General features: G+C 70.1%; 13 protein-coding genes. 12 read left to right on the top strand and 1 reads right to left on the bottom strand.

The features are described from left to right. Positions 1-124: 124 nt before the first annotated feature. The 12 genes from ACWDZ4_RS32400 (at position 125) to ACWDZ4_RS32345 (ending at position 12,869) form a co-directional block, all read left to right on the top strand. Positions 125-1,396, top strand: a complete 1,272-nt coding sequence (locus ACWDZ4_RS32400; protein ID WP_451511959.1) for an MFS transporter — start codon at positions 125-127, stop codon at positions 1,394-1,396. Positions 1,397-1,405: 9 nt separating this feature from the next. Further along, positions 1,406-2,767, top strand: a complete 1,362-nt coding sequence (gene pafA, locus ACWDZ4_RS32395; RefSeq protein WP_069929580.1) for a Pup--protein ligase — start codon at positions 1,406-1,408, stop codon at positions 2,765-2,767. Between the two features lie 129 nt (positions 2,768-2,896). Then, positions 2,897-3,847: an FKBP-type peptidyl-prolyl cis-trans isomerase gene (locus ACWDZ4_RS32390; RefSeq protein WP_451511958.1), complete on the top strand. Its 951-nt coding sequence runs from the start codon at positions 2,897-2,899 to the stop codon at positions 3,845-3,847. A 44-nt stretch (positions 3,848-3,891) separates the two neighbouring features. Continuing rightward, positions 3,892-4,263: an FKBP-type peptidyl-prolyl cis-trans isomerase gene (locus tag ACWDZ4_RS32385; RefSeq protein ID WP_451511957.1), complete on the top strand. Its 372-nt coding sequence runs from the start codon at positions 3,892-3,894 to the stop codon at positions 4,261-4,263. A 111-nt stretch (positions 4,264-4,374) separates the two neighbouring features. Then, positions 4,375-5,331, top strand: coding sequence for a helix-turn-helix transcriptional regulator (locus ACWDZ4_RS32380; RefSeq protein ID WP_451511956.1), 957 nt, complete (start codon positions 4,375-4,377; stop codon positions 5,329-5,331). Between the two features lie 14 nt (positions 5,332-5,345). Beyond that, entirely contained in the window at positions 5,346-6,308 is a 963-nt protein-coding gene (locus ACWDZ4_RS32375; protein ID WP_451511955.1) for a helix-turn-helix transcriptional regulator, read from the top strand. A gap of 14 nt (positions 6,309-6,322) precedes the next feature. Then, positions 6,323-6,577, top strand: a complete 255-nt coding sequence (locus tag ACWDZ4_RS32370; protein WP_451511954.1) for a hypothetical protein — start codon at positions 6,323-6,325, stop codon at positions 6,575-6,577. 17 nt (positions 6,578-6,594) lie between these two features. Continuing rightward, on the top strand, positions 6,595-6,792 hold the full coding sequence (locus ACWDZ4_RS32365; protein WP_344493375.1) for a hypothetical protein: 198 nt from the start codon (positions 6,595-6,597) through the stop codon (positions 6,790-6,792). A 208-nt stretch (positions 6,793-7,000) separates the two neighbouring features. Further along, a complete protein-coding gene (tatA, locus tag ACWDZ4_RS32360; RefSeq protein ID WP_451511953.1) occupies positions 7,001-7,297 on the top strand; it encodes a Sec-independent protein translocase subunit TatA in 297 nt (98 codons plus the stop codon). Between the two features lie 110 nt (positions 7,298-7,407). Continuing rightward, positions 7,408-8,310: a twin-arginine translocase subunit TatC gene (tatC, locus tag ACWDZ4_RS32355; RefSeq protein WP_451511976.1), complete on the top strand. Its 903-nt coding sequence runs from the start codon at positions 7,408-7,410 to the stop codon at positions 8,308-8,310. 111 nt (positions 8,311-8,421) lie between these two features. Continuing rightward, on the top strand, positions 8,422-11,244 hold the full coding sequence (locus ACWDZ4_RS32350) for a DEAD/DEAH box helicase (RefSeq protein WP_451511952.1): 2,823 nt from the start codon (positions 8,422-8,424) through the stop codon (positions 11,242-11,244). Positions 11,245-11,459: 215 nt separating this feature from the next. Beyond that, positions 11,460-12,869 (top strand): cytochrome P450, encoded by a 1,410-nt coding sequence (locus ACWDZ4_RS32345; RefSeq protein WP_451511951.1) that lies wholly within the window; start codon positions 11,460-11,462, stop codon positions 12,867-12,869. Between the two features lie 250 nt (positions 12,870-13,119). Here ACWDZ4_RS32345 and ACWDZ4_RS32340 read toward each other — a convergent pair. Continuing rightward, a partial coding sequence (locus ACWDZ4_RS32340) for a fasciclin domain-containing protein (protein ID WP_451511975.1) occupies positions 13,120-13,215 on the bottom strand: 96 nt, incomplete at its 5' end.

The following is a 13,215-nucleotide window of genomic DNA, read 5'->3' as shown; positions in this document are numbered from 1 at the left end:
CACTCGTGCCTCCGCAGCAACGGCTTTCCGCCGCGAGGTGGACCCGCGGCCTGGCTCATGGTACGTATGACACAGGACGTTATACGTAAAACTTCGGTGTGTGCCGAAGCGGAGAGGGGCAGACATGGCCGCGGGATACGCGGAACTCCTCAGGACGCGGCACGCCGCGCGCCTGCTGGCGGGCACCCTGGTGGGCCGGCTCCCCAACGCCACCGCCCCCATCGCGATCGTGCTCTTCACCCGCGCCGAGGGCGGCAGCTACTCGCTGGCCGGCGGTCTCGCCGCGGTGTACGGGCTCGGCAACGCCGTCGGGCAGCCGCTGCTCGGCCGCGCCGTGGACCTCCACGGGCAGCCGCGCGTACAGCTCCCCGCCGCCGTCCTGTCGGCCCTCGGCATGGTCCTGCTCACCTTCGCCGGGATCGACCCGCTGCCGCTCGCGTACGCCGCCGTGGCGTTCGCCGGGCTCTTCACGCCGCCCCTCGAAGGGGGCCTGCGGGCCCTGTGGCCGAATGTGCTCGGCCGCGAGGACCGGGTGCACCGGGCGTACGCCATGGACGCGGTGGCCCAGGAGATCATGTTCACCGTCGGTCCCCTGCTCGTCACCCTGCTCGTGGCGCTCCGGTCGCCGGCGGCCGCACTCCTCGTCATCAACGCGGTGGGCGTGCTGGGCGCGCTCTCGGTCGTGCTCTCCGAGCCTTCGCGTGCCTGGCGTTCGGCGCCCCGCGAGGCCCACTGGCTGGGCGCCCTGCGCTCGCCGGGCCTGCTGGCCCTCCTCGGTGCGTTCTTCTTCGTCGGCCTCGCCCTCGGCTCGATCACCGTCGCGGGTGTCGCGTACGCCGACGACCACGGCCGGGAGGCGGTGTACGGCTGGCTGATGGCGGCGCTGGGCCTCGGCGCGCTCGCGGGCGGCATGGTGTACGGCGCCCGGCAGTGGGCCGGCGCCCCCGAGCGACGGCTGCGGTTCCTGGTCGCGCTGCTGGCGGCCGGTTACCTGCCGCTGATGCTCACCCCCGGCATTCCCGCGATGGTCGTACTGGCCGCGGTCTCCGGCGTCTTCCTCGCACCCGCGCTCGCCTGTGCCTTCATCGTCGTCGACCGGCACGCCCCCCGCGGCACCGTCACCGAGGCATTCTCCTGGCTGGTCACCACCTTCGGCGTAGGCGCGGCGGTCGGAACCGGCGCCGCGGGACCGGCCGTCGAGCACGGCGGCACCGCCGCGAGTTTCGCCGTCGCGGCGGCCGGTGGAGTCGCCGCGCTACTGGTCCTGCTGGCCACCCGGCGGGTTCTCGCGATTCCCCTTGTCGCGCCCCTTCCCACGGACTCCGTCGTAATGCCTTGCGAAAATGATCGAATCGGTGCGGCCGAACCCGGTTTCAGGACAGGGCATCAGGCGTAATGTTCAGTCATGGACCGCCGCATTTTCGGGCTGGAGAACGAGTACGGCGTCACGTGCACGTTCAGGGGACAGCGCCGACTGTCTCCTGACGAAGTGGCGCGCTACCTCTTCCGCCGTGTTGTGTCATGGGGCCGCAGCAGCAATGTCTTCCTGCGGAACGGCGCCCGCCTCTACCTCGACGTGGGATCGCATCCGGAATACGCAACTCCCGAATGCGACAACGTGACCGAGCTCGTCACCCACGACAAGGCGGGCGAGCGCATTCTCGAAGGTCTGCTCGTCGACGCCGAACGCCGCCTGCACGAGGAGGGAATCGCGGGCGACGTCTATCTCTTCAAGAACAACACCGACTCTGCGGGAAACTCCTACGGCTGCCACGAGAATTACCTGGTGGCGCGCCACGGAGAGTTCTCCAGGCTCGCGGACATCCTCATCCCGTTCCTCGTCACCCGGCAGCTGATCTGCGGAGCCGGCAAGGTGCTGCAGACCCCGCGTGGCGCGGTCTTCTGCGTCAGCCAGCGTGCCGAGCACATCTGGGAGGGTGTCAGCTCCGCGACGACCCGTTCCCGGCCGATCATCAACACCCGCGACGAGCCGCACGCGGACGCCGAGCGCTACCGCAGGCTCCACGTCATCGTCGGCGACTCGAACATGTCCGAGACGACCATGCTGCTCAAGGTCGGTGCCACCGACCTCGTCCTGCGCATGATCGAGGCGGGCACGGTGATGCGCGACCTCACCCTGGAGAACCCGATCCGGGCCATCCGCGAGGTCAGCCACGACACCACCGGTCAGCGCAAGGTGCGGCTGGCCAGCGGCCGCGAGGCCTCCGCCATAGAGGTACAGCGCGAGTACTACGAGAAGGCCGTGGACTTCGTGGACCGCCGCGGCATCCGTACGGGCACGGTCGAGCAGGTCCTCGAACTGTGGGGCCGCGCGCTCGACGCGATCGAGGCGGAGGACCTCGACCGGATCGGCACCGAGATCGACTGGGTCATGAAGTACAAGCTCATCGAGCGCTACCGGGCCAAGCACAACATGACCATGTCTCACCCCCGGGTCGCCCAGATAGACCTCGCGTACCACGACATCCACCGTCGGCGCGGGCTCTACTACCTGCTGGAGAAGAAGGGGCAAGCCGCCCGCATCTGCAACGACTTGAAGATCTTCGAAGGAAAGTCGGTGCCTCCGCAGACCACCAGGGCGCGGCTGCGCGGCGACTTCATCCGCAGGGCCCAGGAACAGCGCCGGGACTTCACCGTCGACTGGGTGCACCTCAAGCTCAACGACCAGGCGCAGCGCACCGTGCTGTGCAAGGACCCCTTCCGGTCGGTGGACGACCGGGTGGAGAAGCTCATCGCCGGCATGTGATCCGGAGGTGATCCGGCCGTCGCGAACCCGGCGGGGAACGCAACCCGGGCCCCGCACGTTCCTCGTGCGGGGCCCGGCCACGCCTTAGAGTGGCGAGCACTACTGTGCCGTCTGAGATCTGAGGAACACGTGCGCCGACTTGCCGGCCTACTTGTCGTCCCCCTGCTGCTGCTCTCGACAGCGGCGTGCGGCAGCGACGACAAGGGCTCCGACTCCACCTCGTCGAAGAACGGAGTGCCGGCGATCACCGCGGGCGCCAAGTTCGGCGAGAAGCCGACCCTCGCCAAGGGGGAGGGAGACCCGCCCAAGGAACTCAAGGTCGAGGTCCTCAGCAAGGGCAAGGACGACGCTGCGACCCTCAAGAAGGGTGACGCCATCGAGGTGAACTACCTCGGCCAGCAGTGGGACTCCAAGAAGCCCTTCGACAACAGTTTCGACCGCAAGCAGCCGTTCCCGCTGACCCTCGGCGCCGGCATGGTCATCCCCGGCTGGGACAAGGGCCTGGAGGGCCAGAAGGTCGGCAGCCGCGTCCAGCTCGTCATCCCGCCGGAGGACGGCTACGGCGCGCAGGGCCAGCCCCCCACGATCAAGCCCAACGCCACCCTGGTCTTCGTCGTGGACATCCTGAAGGCCAAGTCCATCCCGGCGTCCGCCAAGGGCAGCGAGGTCGCGCAGGGCAACATCGACCTGCCCAAGATCGGCACCAACACCGACGGCAAGGCGCCGAAGGTCACCGTCCCGAAGAAGTCCGACCCGCCGAAGAAGCTGGTCTCCGGCTACGTGCTGGAGAGCGACGGCGCGAAGGTGAAGGAGACCGACACGGTGACCGTCGCCTACCAGGGACTGATCTGGAAGGACGGCAAGCTCTTCGACAGCACCTACGCCCAGGGCAAGACCCAGCAGTTCGCCCTCCCACAGGTCACCCTGAAGGGCCTCAAGGACGGCCTGGTCGGCAAGAAGGCCGGCAGCCGTGTGCTCCTCGTCATCCCGCCGGACCAGGCCTTCGGCGACAAGAAGCAGGACGCCATCCCCGCGAACTCGACGCTGGTCTTCCAGGTGGACATTCTCGCGGTGATGTAAGACTGTCCAGGTTGCCCAGTCCGCAGTACAGAGGAGCATTTTCCGTGAGCATCGAAAAGCCCGAGGTCGACTTCCCGGGTGGCGAGCCGCCGAAGGACCTGCAGATCAGGGACATCTGGGAGGGCGACGGCGCGGTGGCTCAGGCGGGCCAGAACGTCAAGGTCCACTACGTGGGCGTGGCCTTCTCCACCGGTGAGGAGTTCGACTCCAGCTGGAACCGCGGCACGCCGCTGCAGTTCCCGCTCGGCGCCGGCCGCGTCATCGCCGGCTGGGACCAGGGCGTCCAGGGCATGAAGGTCGGCGGTCGTCGTGAGCTGATCATTCCCCCGCACCTCGCGTACGGCGACCAGGGTGCCGGCGGCGCCATCAAGCCGGGCGAGACGCTGATCTTCGTCTGCGACCTCGTCGCGGTCTGATCGGCCAGGAGCGGTACGAGGGCCCATGCCGTCCGGCATGGGCCCTCGGCTTTTGCCGGGACACCCCGGAGCGGTACGGTCGAGGGTCGTGGAGCAAGAGAGAGGGTGCCGATGGCGATTGCCAAGGCCGAACGGTTGATGAATCTGGCGTTGTGCCTGCTGGGGACCCGGCGTCCGCTCAGCAAGCGGGAGCTGAGGGGGTCCATCGAGGCCTACCTGGAGGCCGGCACCGACGATTCCTTCAACCGGATGTTCGAGCGCGACAAGGACGATCTGCGCGAACTCGGTCTGGTCATCGAGACCGTCGAGAACCTCGACGGCGAGGTCGGCTACCTGGCCCGCCGCGACAGCAACCGGCTCCCCCCCATCACCCTCGACGCCGAGGAGGCCGCCGCCCTCGGCCTCGCAGCCAAGGTCTGGCAGCAGGCCCGCCTCGCCGGCGCCGCCAGCGGCGCGCTGCAGAAGCTGCGCGCAGCGGGCATGCCGGAGGCGGAGGACCCGTACGAAGGCCACCACAGCGCCCTCGAACCGCGGATTCCGGTGCACGAGACGGCCTTCGAGCCGCTGATGCTGGCCTGCCGCGACCGGCGCCCCGTCGTCTTCGACTACCGCAAGGCGAACGCCGCCCGCGCCGAGACCCGGCACGTGGAACCGTGGACGCTGGAGTGCTGGCGCGGCCACTGGTACCTCGCGGGGTGGGACCGCGAGCGCGGCGCCGAGCGCGTCTTCAGGCTCTCCCGGATCACCGGCAAGGTCCGCTCCCGCGCGGGGGCCTTCACCGCCGAGGTGCCGGACGTCGTGACCGTGCGCGAGACCGTCGAGAGCTGGGCGGGCGAGACCGCCACCCGCACGGCCCTGATCAGGCTGCGCCCGGGTTCCGGCTATCCGCTGCGGGCCAGGGCCACGGCCGTCCGGGACCTGGGCGACGGCTGGGACGAGCTGGAGATTCCGTACGGCCACGGGCTCGACGCGGGGCTCGTCGAGCTCGGCCCCGAGGTCGTCGTACTGGCCCCCGCTGACCTGCGGGCGGACGTCGTGGACCGGCTGCGCGCCGTGGCCAAGGACTGAGGGGACCACGACTCATGGCCACGAACGCGATCGACCAGACCCGGCGGATGCTGTCCCTGGTGACGTACCTGCGCGAGCGCCCCGGCGCGCACGTCAGTGACGTCGCCCGCGCCTTCGGGATCACCGAGGACGAGCTGATCTCCGACCTCGACGTCCTGCCCATGTGCGGAACGAGCTTCCGGGGCGGCGACCTGCTCGACATCGACACCGACGGCGACCGGATCTGGTGGCACAACCCCGACGACGTCGCCGAGCCGCTGCGGCTCGCCGCCGACGAGGCCACCGCGCTGCTCGTCGCCGCCCGCGCCGTCTCCACCCTTCCCGGCCTGCGCGAGGGCGACCGGCAGGCGCTGCTGCGTGCCACCGCGAAGCTGGAGGCCGCGGCGGGCGAGGCGGCGGGCGCCAGCTCCAGGCTGTCGGTGACCTTCGAGTCCGAGGGGGGCGTCTTCGCCGAGGTCGACCGGGCGATCTCGGAGCGGCGCAGGCTGTGGCTGCGCTACTACTCCCCGGCGCGCGACGAGCTCACCGAGCGCGAGGTGGACCCGATCCGGCTCTTCGCCCTGGGACATACGTACATGGAGGCCTGGTGCAGGCACTCCGAGGCGCGGCGTACGTTCCGGCTCGACCGGGTCGCCGAGATCAGGCTGCTCGACGAGCCGTCCGTACCGCCGGAGATCGAGCTGCGGGACCTGTCGGAGGGGCTGGTCCAGCCCTCGGCGGACGACCCCGAGGTCGTGGTGGAGGTCGGGCCCGGCGGCCGCTGGGTCGCCGAGTACTACCCGCACGACAGCGCGGAAGAACTGCCCGACGGCGGTCTGCGGATCACCCTGCGCACGCCGGAACCGGCCTCGCTGCGACGGCTGGCGCTGCGCCTCGGCGGGGACGGCCACATCGTGTCGCCCCCGGAGCTGGCGGCCAGCGCGCGGGAGGCGGCCCGCGAGGCGCTCGCGGCGTACGAGAGTCCCGGCCAGGTGTAAGGAGATTGGTGGACATGTCGCTACTGCCCGGTATCCCCACCCAGGCGGGTCCGGTCCTCTTCAAGGCCGGCTGCCCCGACTGCGGCGCCCGCTCGGAACTGTCCGCGGGCTCGCTGCGCCTCGCGATCGGCGCCAGCCGCCGTACGACCTTCTACTCCTTCACCTGCCCCGAGTGCGCGGCGGCGGTCCGCAAGCCGGCGGGCGAGCGGATCGTCGAGCTCCTCACCGGCGGCGGCGTGCGGACGCTGCGACTCCACTCCACCGTCTGACCGTCTAGGCTCTGCGCATGCTCTGGCCGATGCTCGCAATCGCTCTTGGTTTCTCCGGTCTCGCCGTACTCGGCGTCCTGGCGATCCGGGTGTTCCTGGAGGTCCAGCGTCTGGGCCGTCAGGTCGCCGACACCTCGGCGGAGATCAACGCGGCCGCGGAGAACCTGGAGCGGGCGGCCGGGAACCTGGCGCGCAGTGGCGAATCCTGGCGGTAGGAAGCGCGGCCTCCGCCGGCGAGAGGCCGGGGCGTACGCTGGTGGAGCGGCTCCTTGAGCGAGGCGCGGGCCGCAATTCGAAGTACGCACAGGCATTGCCCCGCGTTTACTCCCACGGGTTACGATCGCAGCCAGCGCGGCGACCGGACAAGCGTCCGGCCGGTCGGGCATCAGACTCCCTGTCGCCTCGGTGAAGAAGGTAAAAGCTATGGGTAGGCTCGGCCCCACCGAGATCATTCTCATCCTCGTCGTCATCATCCTGCTGTTCGGTGCCAAGAAGCTCCCGGACATGGCCCGCTCGCTGGGCAAGTCGGCCCGCATCCTCAAGAGCGAGGCCAAGGCGATGAAGAAGGACGACGACCAGAGCGCCCCGGCCGACCCGCCGCACGCGACGGGCACCGCCCAGGACCAGACCATGCCCGCGCCTCGTACGATCAAGGCCGCACCGGGTGACGTGACGAGCTCGCGCCCCGTGGCCGAGCCGACCGACACGACCAAGCGCTGACACCTGGGCCGCCGCAGGCACCGCGACGAGCGGTGACCGCCTGCCGCACGAGATGAGGACGTGGGTTGCTCAAGTCTGCCCCCAAACTGGAGAAGGACCCCGAGGGGCGCATGCCTCTCGTGGAGCACCTCCGCGAGCTCCGCAACCGGCTCGCCAAGGGCCTGCTCGCCATCATGGTGGTCACGATCGTGGCCCTCGTGTACAGCGAAGACCTCATGTCGTTCCTGACGCAGTCGGTGCCCAAGTGCGAGCCGGGCGTCACCAGCGACGGCGGCAACTGCGCGATCGTCTCCTTCAACACGCTGATGGCTCCTTTCAGCGTGACCATTCAGGTGAGCCTCACCGCCGGCCTCGTCCTCGCGAGCCCGGTCTGGCTGTACCAGCTCTGGGCGTTCGTGGCACCGGGGCTGCACAGGAACGAGAAGAAGTACACGTACGCGTTCGTCGGTGCCGCTGTGCCGCTGTTCTCGGCCGGCGCGTACCTCGCGTACCTCATCCTCCCCGTCAGCGTGAAGGTGCTCATCAGCCTGACGCCGGAGGGCTCCGCGAACATCCTGTCCCTGGGGGACGTGCTCGACTTCACCCTGCGGATGGTGCTCGTCTTCGGCCTCGCCTTCGAGCTGCCGCTGGTGCTGGTGATGCTCAACCTCACGGGCGTACTCACCGGCCGTCGCATGCTCAAGTGGTGGCGCGGCGTGATCATGGGTGTCTTCCTCTTCGGTGCCGTGATCACACCGACGACCGACCCGATCGGCATGCTGGCCCTGGCCGGGCCGATCACCGTCTTCTACTTCATGGCGGTCGGATTCTCGCTGCTGAACGACAAACGACGGGCCCGCAACAACCCCGACACCGAGCTGGACGACGACGAGGCATCGGAGCTCGACCTCACCCCGGAGGCGGTCGGCGCGGTCGAAACCGTCCCCGCCGCGCGCGCCCTGCCCGAGCAGGCGGGCGGCGAGAGCGTCGGATCCCGGCCGAAGCAGCTGAACGGCTACGACGACGTCACCTGACCCCGCGGGACTCGCCGGGTGACCGGCGCGGCCCGGGCGCTCCGCGGTTCTGCGGCTGTCGATTAAAGATCCGGCTGACTGTCATACGTGGCGGGTAGGCTCGAAGACAAGATGACAGAGGACCTTTCCCCAGCTGAGCGATACGCCGCTGCCCGGCTCCGCGCCGCCGAGCAGGCCACCGCGCTTGCGCCCTTCCGCGAGCTGTACGACTTCGAGCTGGATCCGTTCCAGATCGAGGCATGCAAAGCCCTTGAGGCCGGCAAGGGCGTGCTCGTGGCCGCTCCGACCGGCTCGGGCAAGACCATCGTCGGCGAGTTCGCCGTGCACCTGGCGCTCGCCGAGCGCCGCAAGTGCTTCTACACCACGCCCATCAAGGCGCTGTCCAACCAGAAGTACCAGGACCTGGTCAGGCGCTACGGCGCCGACAAGGTCGGACTGCTGACCGGTGACAACAGCGTCAACGCCGACGCCCCGGTGATCGTCATGACCACCGAGGTCCTGCGGAACATGCTGTACGCGGGCTCGCAGGCGCTGCGCGGGCTCGCCTATGTGGTGATGGACGAGGTGCACTACCTCTCCGACCGCTTCCGCGGCGCCGTCTGGGAAGAGGTGATCATCCACCTTCCCGAGTCGGTGACGCTGGTGTCGCTGTCGGCGACCGTCTCCAACGCGGAGGAGTTCGGCGACTGGCTGGACACCGTCCGCGGCGACACCGAGGTGATCGTCTCCGAGCACCGGCCCGTGCCGCTGTGGCAGCACGTGCTCGCCGGACGCAAGATGTACGACCTCTTCGAGGAGTCCGACGACGGCCGGGGCGGCAGGCGCGAGGTCAACCCCGACCTGGTGCGCATGGCGCGGATGGAGAACGGCAACCCGTTCACGCGCGACCGCCGCCGCGGCCGGAACATGCGGGAGGCGGACCGGGAGCGGGAGCGCAGGCAGCGCAGCCGCATCTGGACGCCCGGCAGGGCCGAGGTCATCGAGCGGCTCGACAGCGCGGGGCTGCTGCCCGCGATCACGTTCATCTTCAGCCGGGCCGGCTGCGAGGCCGCCGTACAGCAGTGTCTGTACGCGGGCCTGCGCCTCAACGACCAGGACGAGCGCCAGCTGGTGCGCGAGATCGTCGAGGAGCGGACGGCGTCCATCCCGGGCGAGGACCTGCACGTCCTCGGGTACTACGAATGGCTCGAAGGTCTGGAGCGGGGCATCGCCGCGCACCACGCCGGCATGCTGCCGACCTTCAAGGAGGTGGTCGAAGAACTGTTCGTGCGCGGGCTGGTCAAGGCCGTCTTCGCGACCGAGACGCTGGCGCTCGGCATCAACATGCCGGCCCGCTCGGTGGTGCTGGAGAAACTCGTCAAGTGGAACGGCGAACAGCACGCCGACATCACCCCCGGCGAGTACACCCAGCTGACCGGCCGGGCCGGGCGGCGCGGCATCGACGTCGAGGGACACGCGGTCGTCCTGTGGCAGCGCGGCATGGACCCGGGCGCGCTCGCGGGGCTGGCCGGGACGCGGACGTACCCGCTGCGTTCCAGCTTCAAGCCGTCGTACAACATGGCGGTCAACCTGGTGCAGCAGTTCGGGCGGCACCGCTCGCGCGAGCTGCTGGAGACCTCCTTCGCGCAGTTCCAGGCCGACAAGTCGGTCGTCGGGATCTCGAAGCAGGTCCAGCGGAACGAAGAGGGCATCCAGGGGTACCGGGAGGGCATGACCTGCCACCTCGGAGACTTCGAGGAGTACGCGCGGCTGCGCCGTGAGCTCAAGGACCGCGAGACCGAGCTGGCCAAGCAGGGCGCCACGCAGCGGCGGGTCGCGGCGGCCGCGTCGCTGGAGAAGCTCAAGCCCGGCGATGTCATCCATGTGCCCACCGGCAAGTTCGCGGGACTGGCACTGGTGCTGGATCCGGGGCTGCCCGCCGGGCGCGCCAACGGGCACCGCGGATTCGACCAGCACGACGGGCCGCGGCCCCTGGTGCTGACCGCCGAGCGGCAGGTCAAGCGGCTCGCGTCGATCGACTTCCCGGTGCCGGTGGAGGCACTGGAGCGGATGCGGATTCCGAAGTCCTTCAACGCGCGCAGCCCGCAGTCGCGTCGTGATCTGGCTTCCGCGCTGCGGACCAAGGCCGGGCACATCGCGCCGGAGCGGAACCGCAAGCAGCGCGCGGTGGCGGCCGACGACCGCGAGATCGCGCGACTGCGCGCCGCACTGCGCGCGCACCCGTGCCACGGCTGCGACGAGCGCGAGGACCACGCCCGCTGGGCCGAGCGCTACCACCGGCTCCAGCGCGACACCAAGCAGCTGGAGCGGCGTATCGAGGGACGGACGAACACCATCGCCCGCACCTTCGACCGGATCTACGCCCTGCTGACCGAGCTCGACTATCTGCGCGGCGACGCGGCCACCGAGCACGGCAAGCGGCTCGCCCGGCTCTACGGCGAGCTCGACCTGCTGGCGTCCGAGTGCCTGCGCGAGGGCGTGTGGGAAGGACTGAATCCGGCCGAACTGGCCGCTTGTGTCTCGGCCCTGGTCTTCGAGGCGCGTCAGGCGGACGACGCGGTCGCGCCGAAGGTGCCCACCGGGCCGGCGAAGAGCGCGCTGGGCGAGATGGTCCGCATCTGGGGCAGGCTCGACGCCCTGGAGGAGGAGTTCAAGATCAATCAGGCGGAGGGGGTCGGGCAGCGCGAGCCCGATCTCGGCTTCGCCTGGGCGGTGTTCATGTGGGCCTCCGGCAAGGGGCTCGACGAGGTGCTGCGCGAGGCGGAGATGCCTGCGGGCGACTTCGTCCGCTGGTGCAAGCAGGTCATCGACGTACTGGGGCAGATCGCGGCGGCCGCGCCGTCCTCGGCCGAAGGCAGTACGGTCACGAAGAACGCGCGCAAGGCGGTCGACGCCGTACTGCGGGGCGTTGTCGCCTACTCGTCGGTGGGCTGACGGCTTCGTCCGGTCCTTCGTCTGTCTCCGCCATGGTGCGCCGCTTCCCTTGAGGAGGCGGCGCATTCGTGCGTGTGAGGTCAACGGGGCTTGTGTGGCGTGTAGTGGTGAGTTGTCCACAGGGGTGGTGCGGTGTCGGACCGGTGCGCTTCGATGGAGTCGTGCACAGCGCACGACGTGACGCGACGCACGCCGTCCGAACAGGGGAGACCGTCATGACCACGGGCACGGGTGCGGCCGCCGACGCGGGGGCGCAGGGGGAAGGACAGACCCGGAGGCGGGGGTCGGAGCGGGAGGAGGCCGTGACGACCGTGGAGGGGCCGCGCGGGGTGCCGGTCCTCGGCAACCTGCCGCAGTTCGGGAAGGATCCGCTCGCCTTCTTCGAAAAGCTGCGGGCACGTGGCGACATGGTGCGCTGGCGGTTCGGGCCCAGGCCGTCGCTGTTCCTGGCCGATCCGCGGCACATCGGCGAGCTGATGACGGAGACGGAGCGGACCTTCGACCAGCCGGACCTCGGGATCGCGTTCCGTACCGTCATGGGCAACGGGGTGGTGGTGGCCCGGGGGGCGCAGTGGCGGCGGAAGAGGTCGCTGGTGCAGCCGTCGGTGCGGCCCAAGCAGGTGCGGTCGTACGCCTCCACGATGGCGGGGTGCGCGGTGGAGCTCGCCGACCGGTGGTCGGACGGTGAACGGGTCGACATCAAGCGGGAGATGGCGGCTCTCACGCAGCGGATCGCGGTCCGTACCATCTTCGGCGCGGACACCGGCGCCGACGCCGGGGCGATCGGGCGGGCGATGGATGTCGCGCAGCGGGAGATCGGCGCGGAGTTCAGCGGCATCGGGGCGCTGCTGCCGGACTGGGTGCCGACGCGCGGACGGTCCCGGATCAGGCGGGCCACCGCGGTCATCGACGCGGAGGTCGCCCGGGTCGTCACGGAACACCGGCAGGGCGACGGGGAACGTCCCGATCTGCTGAGCCGGCTGCTCGCCGCGCGGGACGAGACCGGGGCGCGTCTTTCGGACGAGGAGGTACGCGACGAGACGGTCACCCTGTACATCGGCGGACACGAGACGACCAGCAGCACGCTGGTGTGGGCGTGGTACCTGCTCGCGCGCAGCCCCAGGGTGCGGGAAACCCTCGCCGGCGAACTGGACCGGGTGCTCGGTGACCGCGAGCCGGGCTTCGACGACTACGCGCGACTGACCTACGCGCAAGCGGTGGTGAAGGAGACGCTGCGGCTCTATCCGACGATCTGGCTGCTCACCGGCGTCGCCCGGGAGGGTGCGCGGATCGGTGGGCTGCCGCTGCCTCCGGGGACGCGGGTGTGGAGCAGCCAGTGGGCCACTCACCGGGACGCCCGGTGGTTCCCGCAGCCGGAGGAGTTCCGGCCCGAGCGGTGGGGGCCCGAAGACGGGGACGGGATACCGGAGTACGCGTGGTTCCCGTTCGGGGGCGGGCCCCGGGCGTGCCTCGGGGCGCGGTTCGCCATGGTCGAGGCCGTGCTGGTACTGGCCGTGCTGGCGCGGCGCTTCGACCTGGATGTCGACCCCGGCGAGATACTCCCGGTGCCGGCGCTCACGCTTCAGCCGCACCGGGAGGTGCTGGCCACGGTCCGGGCCCGGTAGGTGCGCACGCCGCTGTCCCGTACCACCTCGTGTCCCGTACCACCTCGTGTCCCGTACCACCTCGTGTCCCGTACCACCTCGTGTCCCGTACCACCTCGTGTCCCGTACCACCTGGTGTCGCGGTGCGGCGGCCTGAAGGCGGCGGATGAGCGCCAGGTCCTGTATCCGGTTCCTGCCGGGTGACAGGAACCGGATACAGGACACAGGGTGGCCGGCCGGAGTGACGCGCCCAAGTCCCCCCTCAGCCGGTCTACTTCGGCATCAGGACGGTGTCGATGATGTAGACGGTGGCGTTGGCGGTGGGGACGTTGCCGCAGACGACGTTGGCGGTGTCGTTGACCTTGTA

It is taken from the genome of Streptomyces sp. NPDC003016 (assembly GCF_053591455.1).
The sequence above is the reverse complement of the archived record's forward strand: the minus strand, read 5'-3'. Positions and strand labels throughout refer to the sequence as shown.

What these genes read in the sequence shown, in the direction of transcription:
- ACWDZ4_RS32400 (WP_451511959.1), top strand. Translation starts at nt 125, where the DNA reads ATGGCCGCGGGATACGCGGAACTCCTCAGGACGCGGCACGCCGCGCGC.
- pafA (WP_069929580.1), top strand. Translation starts at nt 1,406, where the DNA reads ATGGACCGCCGCATTTTCGGGCTGGAGAACGAGTACGGCGTCACGTGC.
- ACWDZ4_RS32380 (WP_451511956.1), top strand. Translation starts at nt 4,375, where the DNA reads ATGGCGATTGCCAAGGCCGAACGGTTGATGAATCTGGCGTTGTGCCTG.
- ACWDZ4_RS32375 (WP_451511955.1), top strand. Translation starts at nt 5,346, where the DNA reads ATGGCCACGAACGCGATCGACCAGACCCGGCGGATGCTGTCCCTGGTG.
- ACWDZ4_RS32370 (WP_451511954.1), top strand. Translation starts at nt 6,323, where the DNA reads ATGTCGCTACTGCCCGGTATCCCCACCCAGGCGGGTCCGGTCCTCTTC.
- ACWDZ4_RS32365 (WP_344493375.1), top strand. Translation starts at nt 6,595, where the DNA reads ATGCTCTGGCCGATGCTCGCAATCGCTCTTGGTTTCTCCGGTCTCGCC.
- tatA (WP_451511953.1), top strand. Translation starts at nt 7,001, where the DNA reads ATGGGTAGGCTCGGCCCCACCGAGATCATTCTCATCCTCGTCGTCATC.
- tatC (WP_451511976.1), top strand. Translation starts at nt 7,408, where the DNA reads ATGCCTCTCGTGGAGCACCTCCGCGAGCTCCGCAACCGGCTCGCCAAG.
- ACWDZ4_RS32350 (WP_451511952.1), top strand. Translation starts at nt 8,422, where the DNA reads ATGACAGAGGACCTTTCCCCAGCTGAGCGATACGCCGCTGCCCGGCTC.
- ACWDZ4_RS32345 (WP_451511951.1), top strand. Translation starts at nt 11,460, where the DNA reads ATGACCACGGGCACGGGTGCGGCCGCCGACGCGGGGGCGCAGGGGGAA.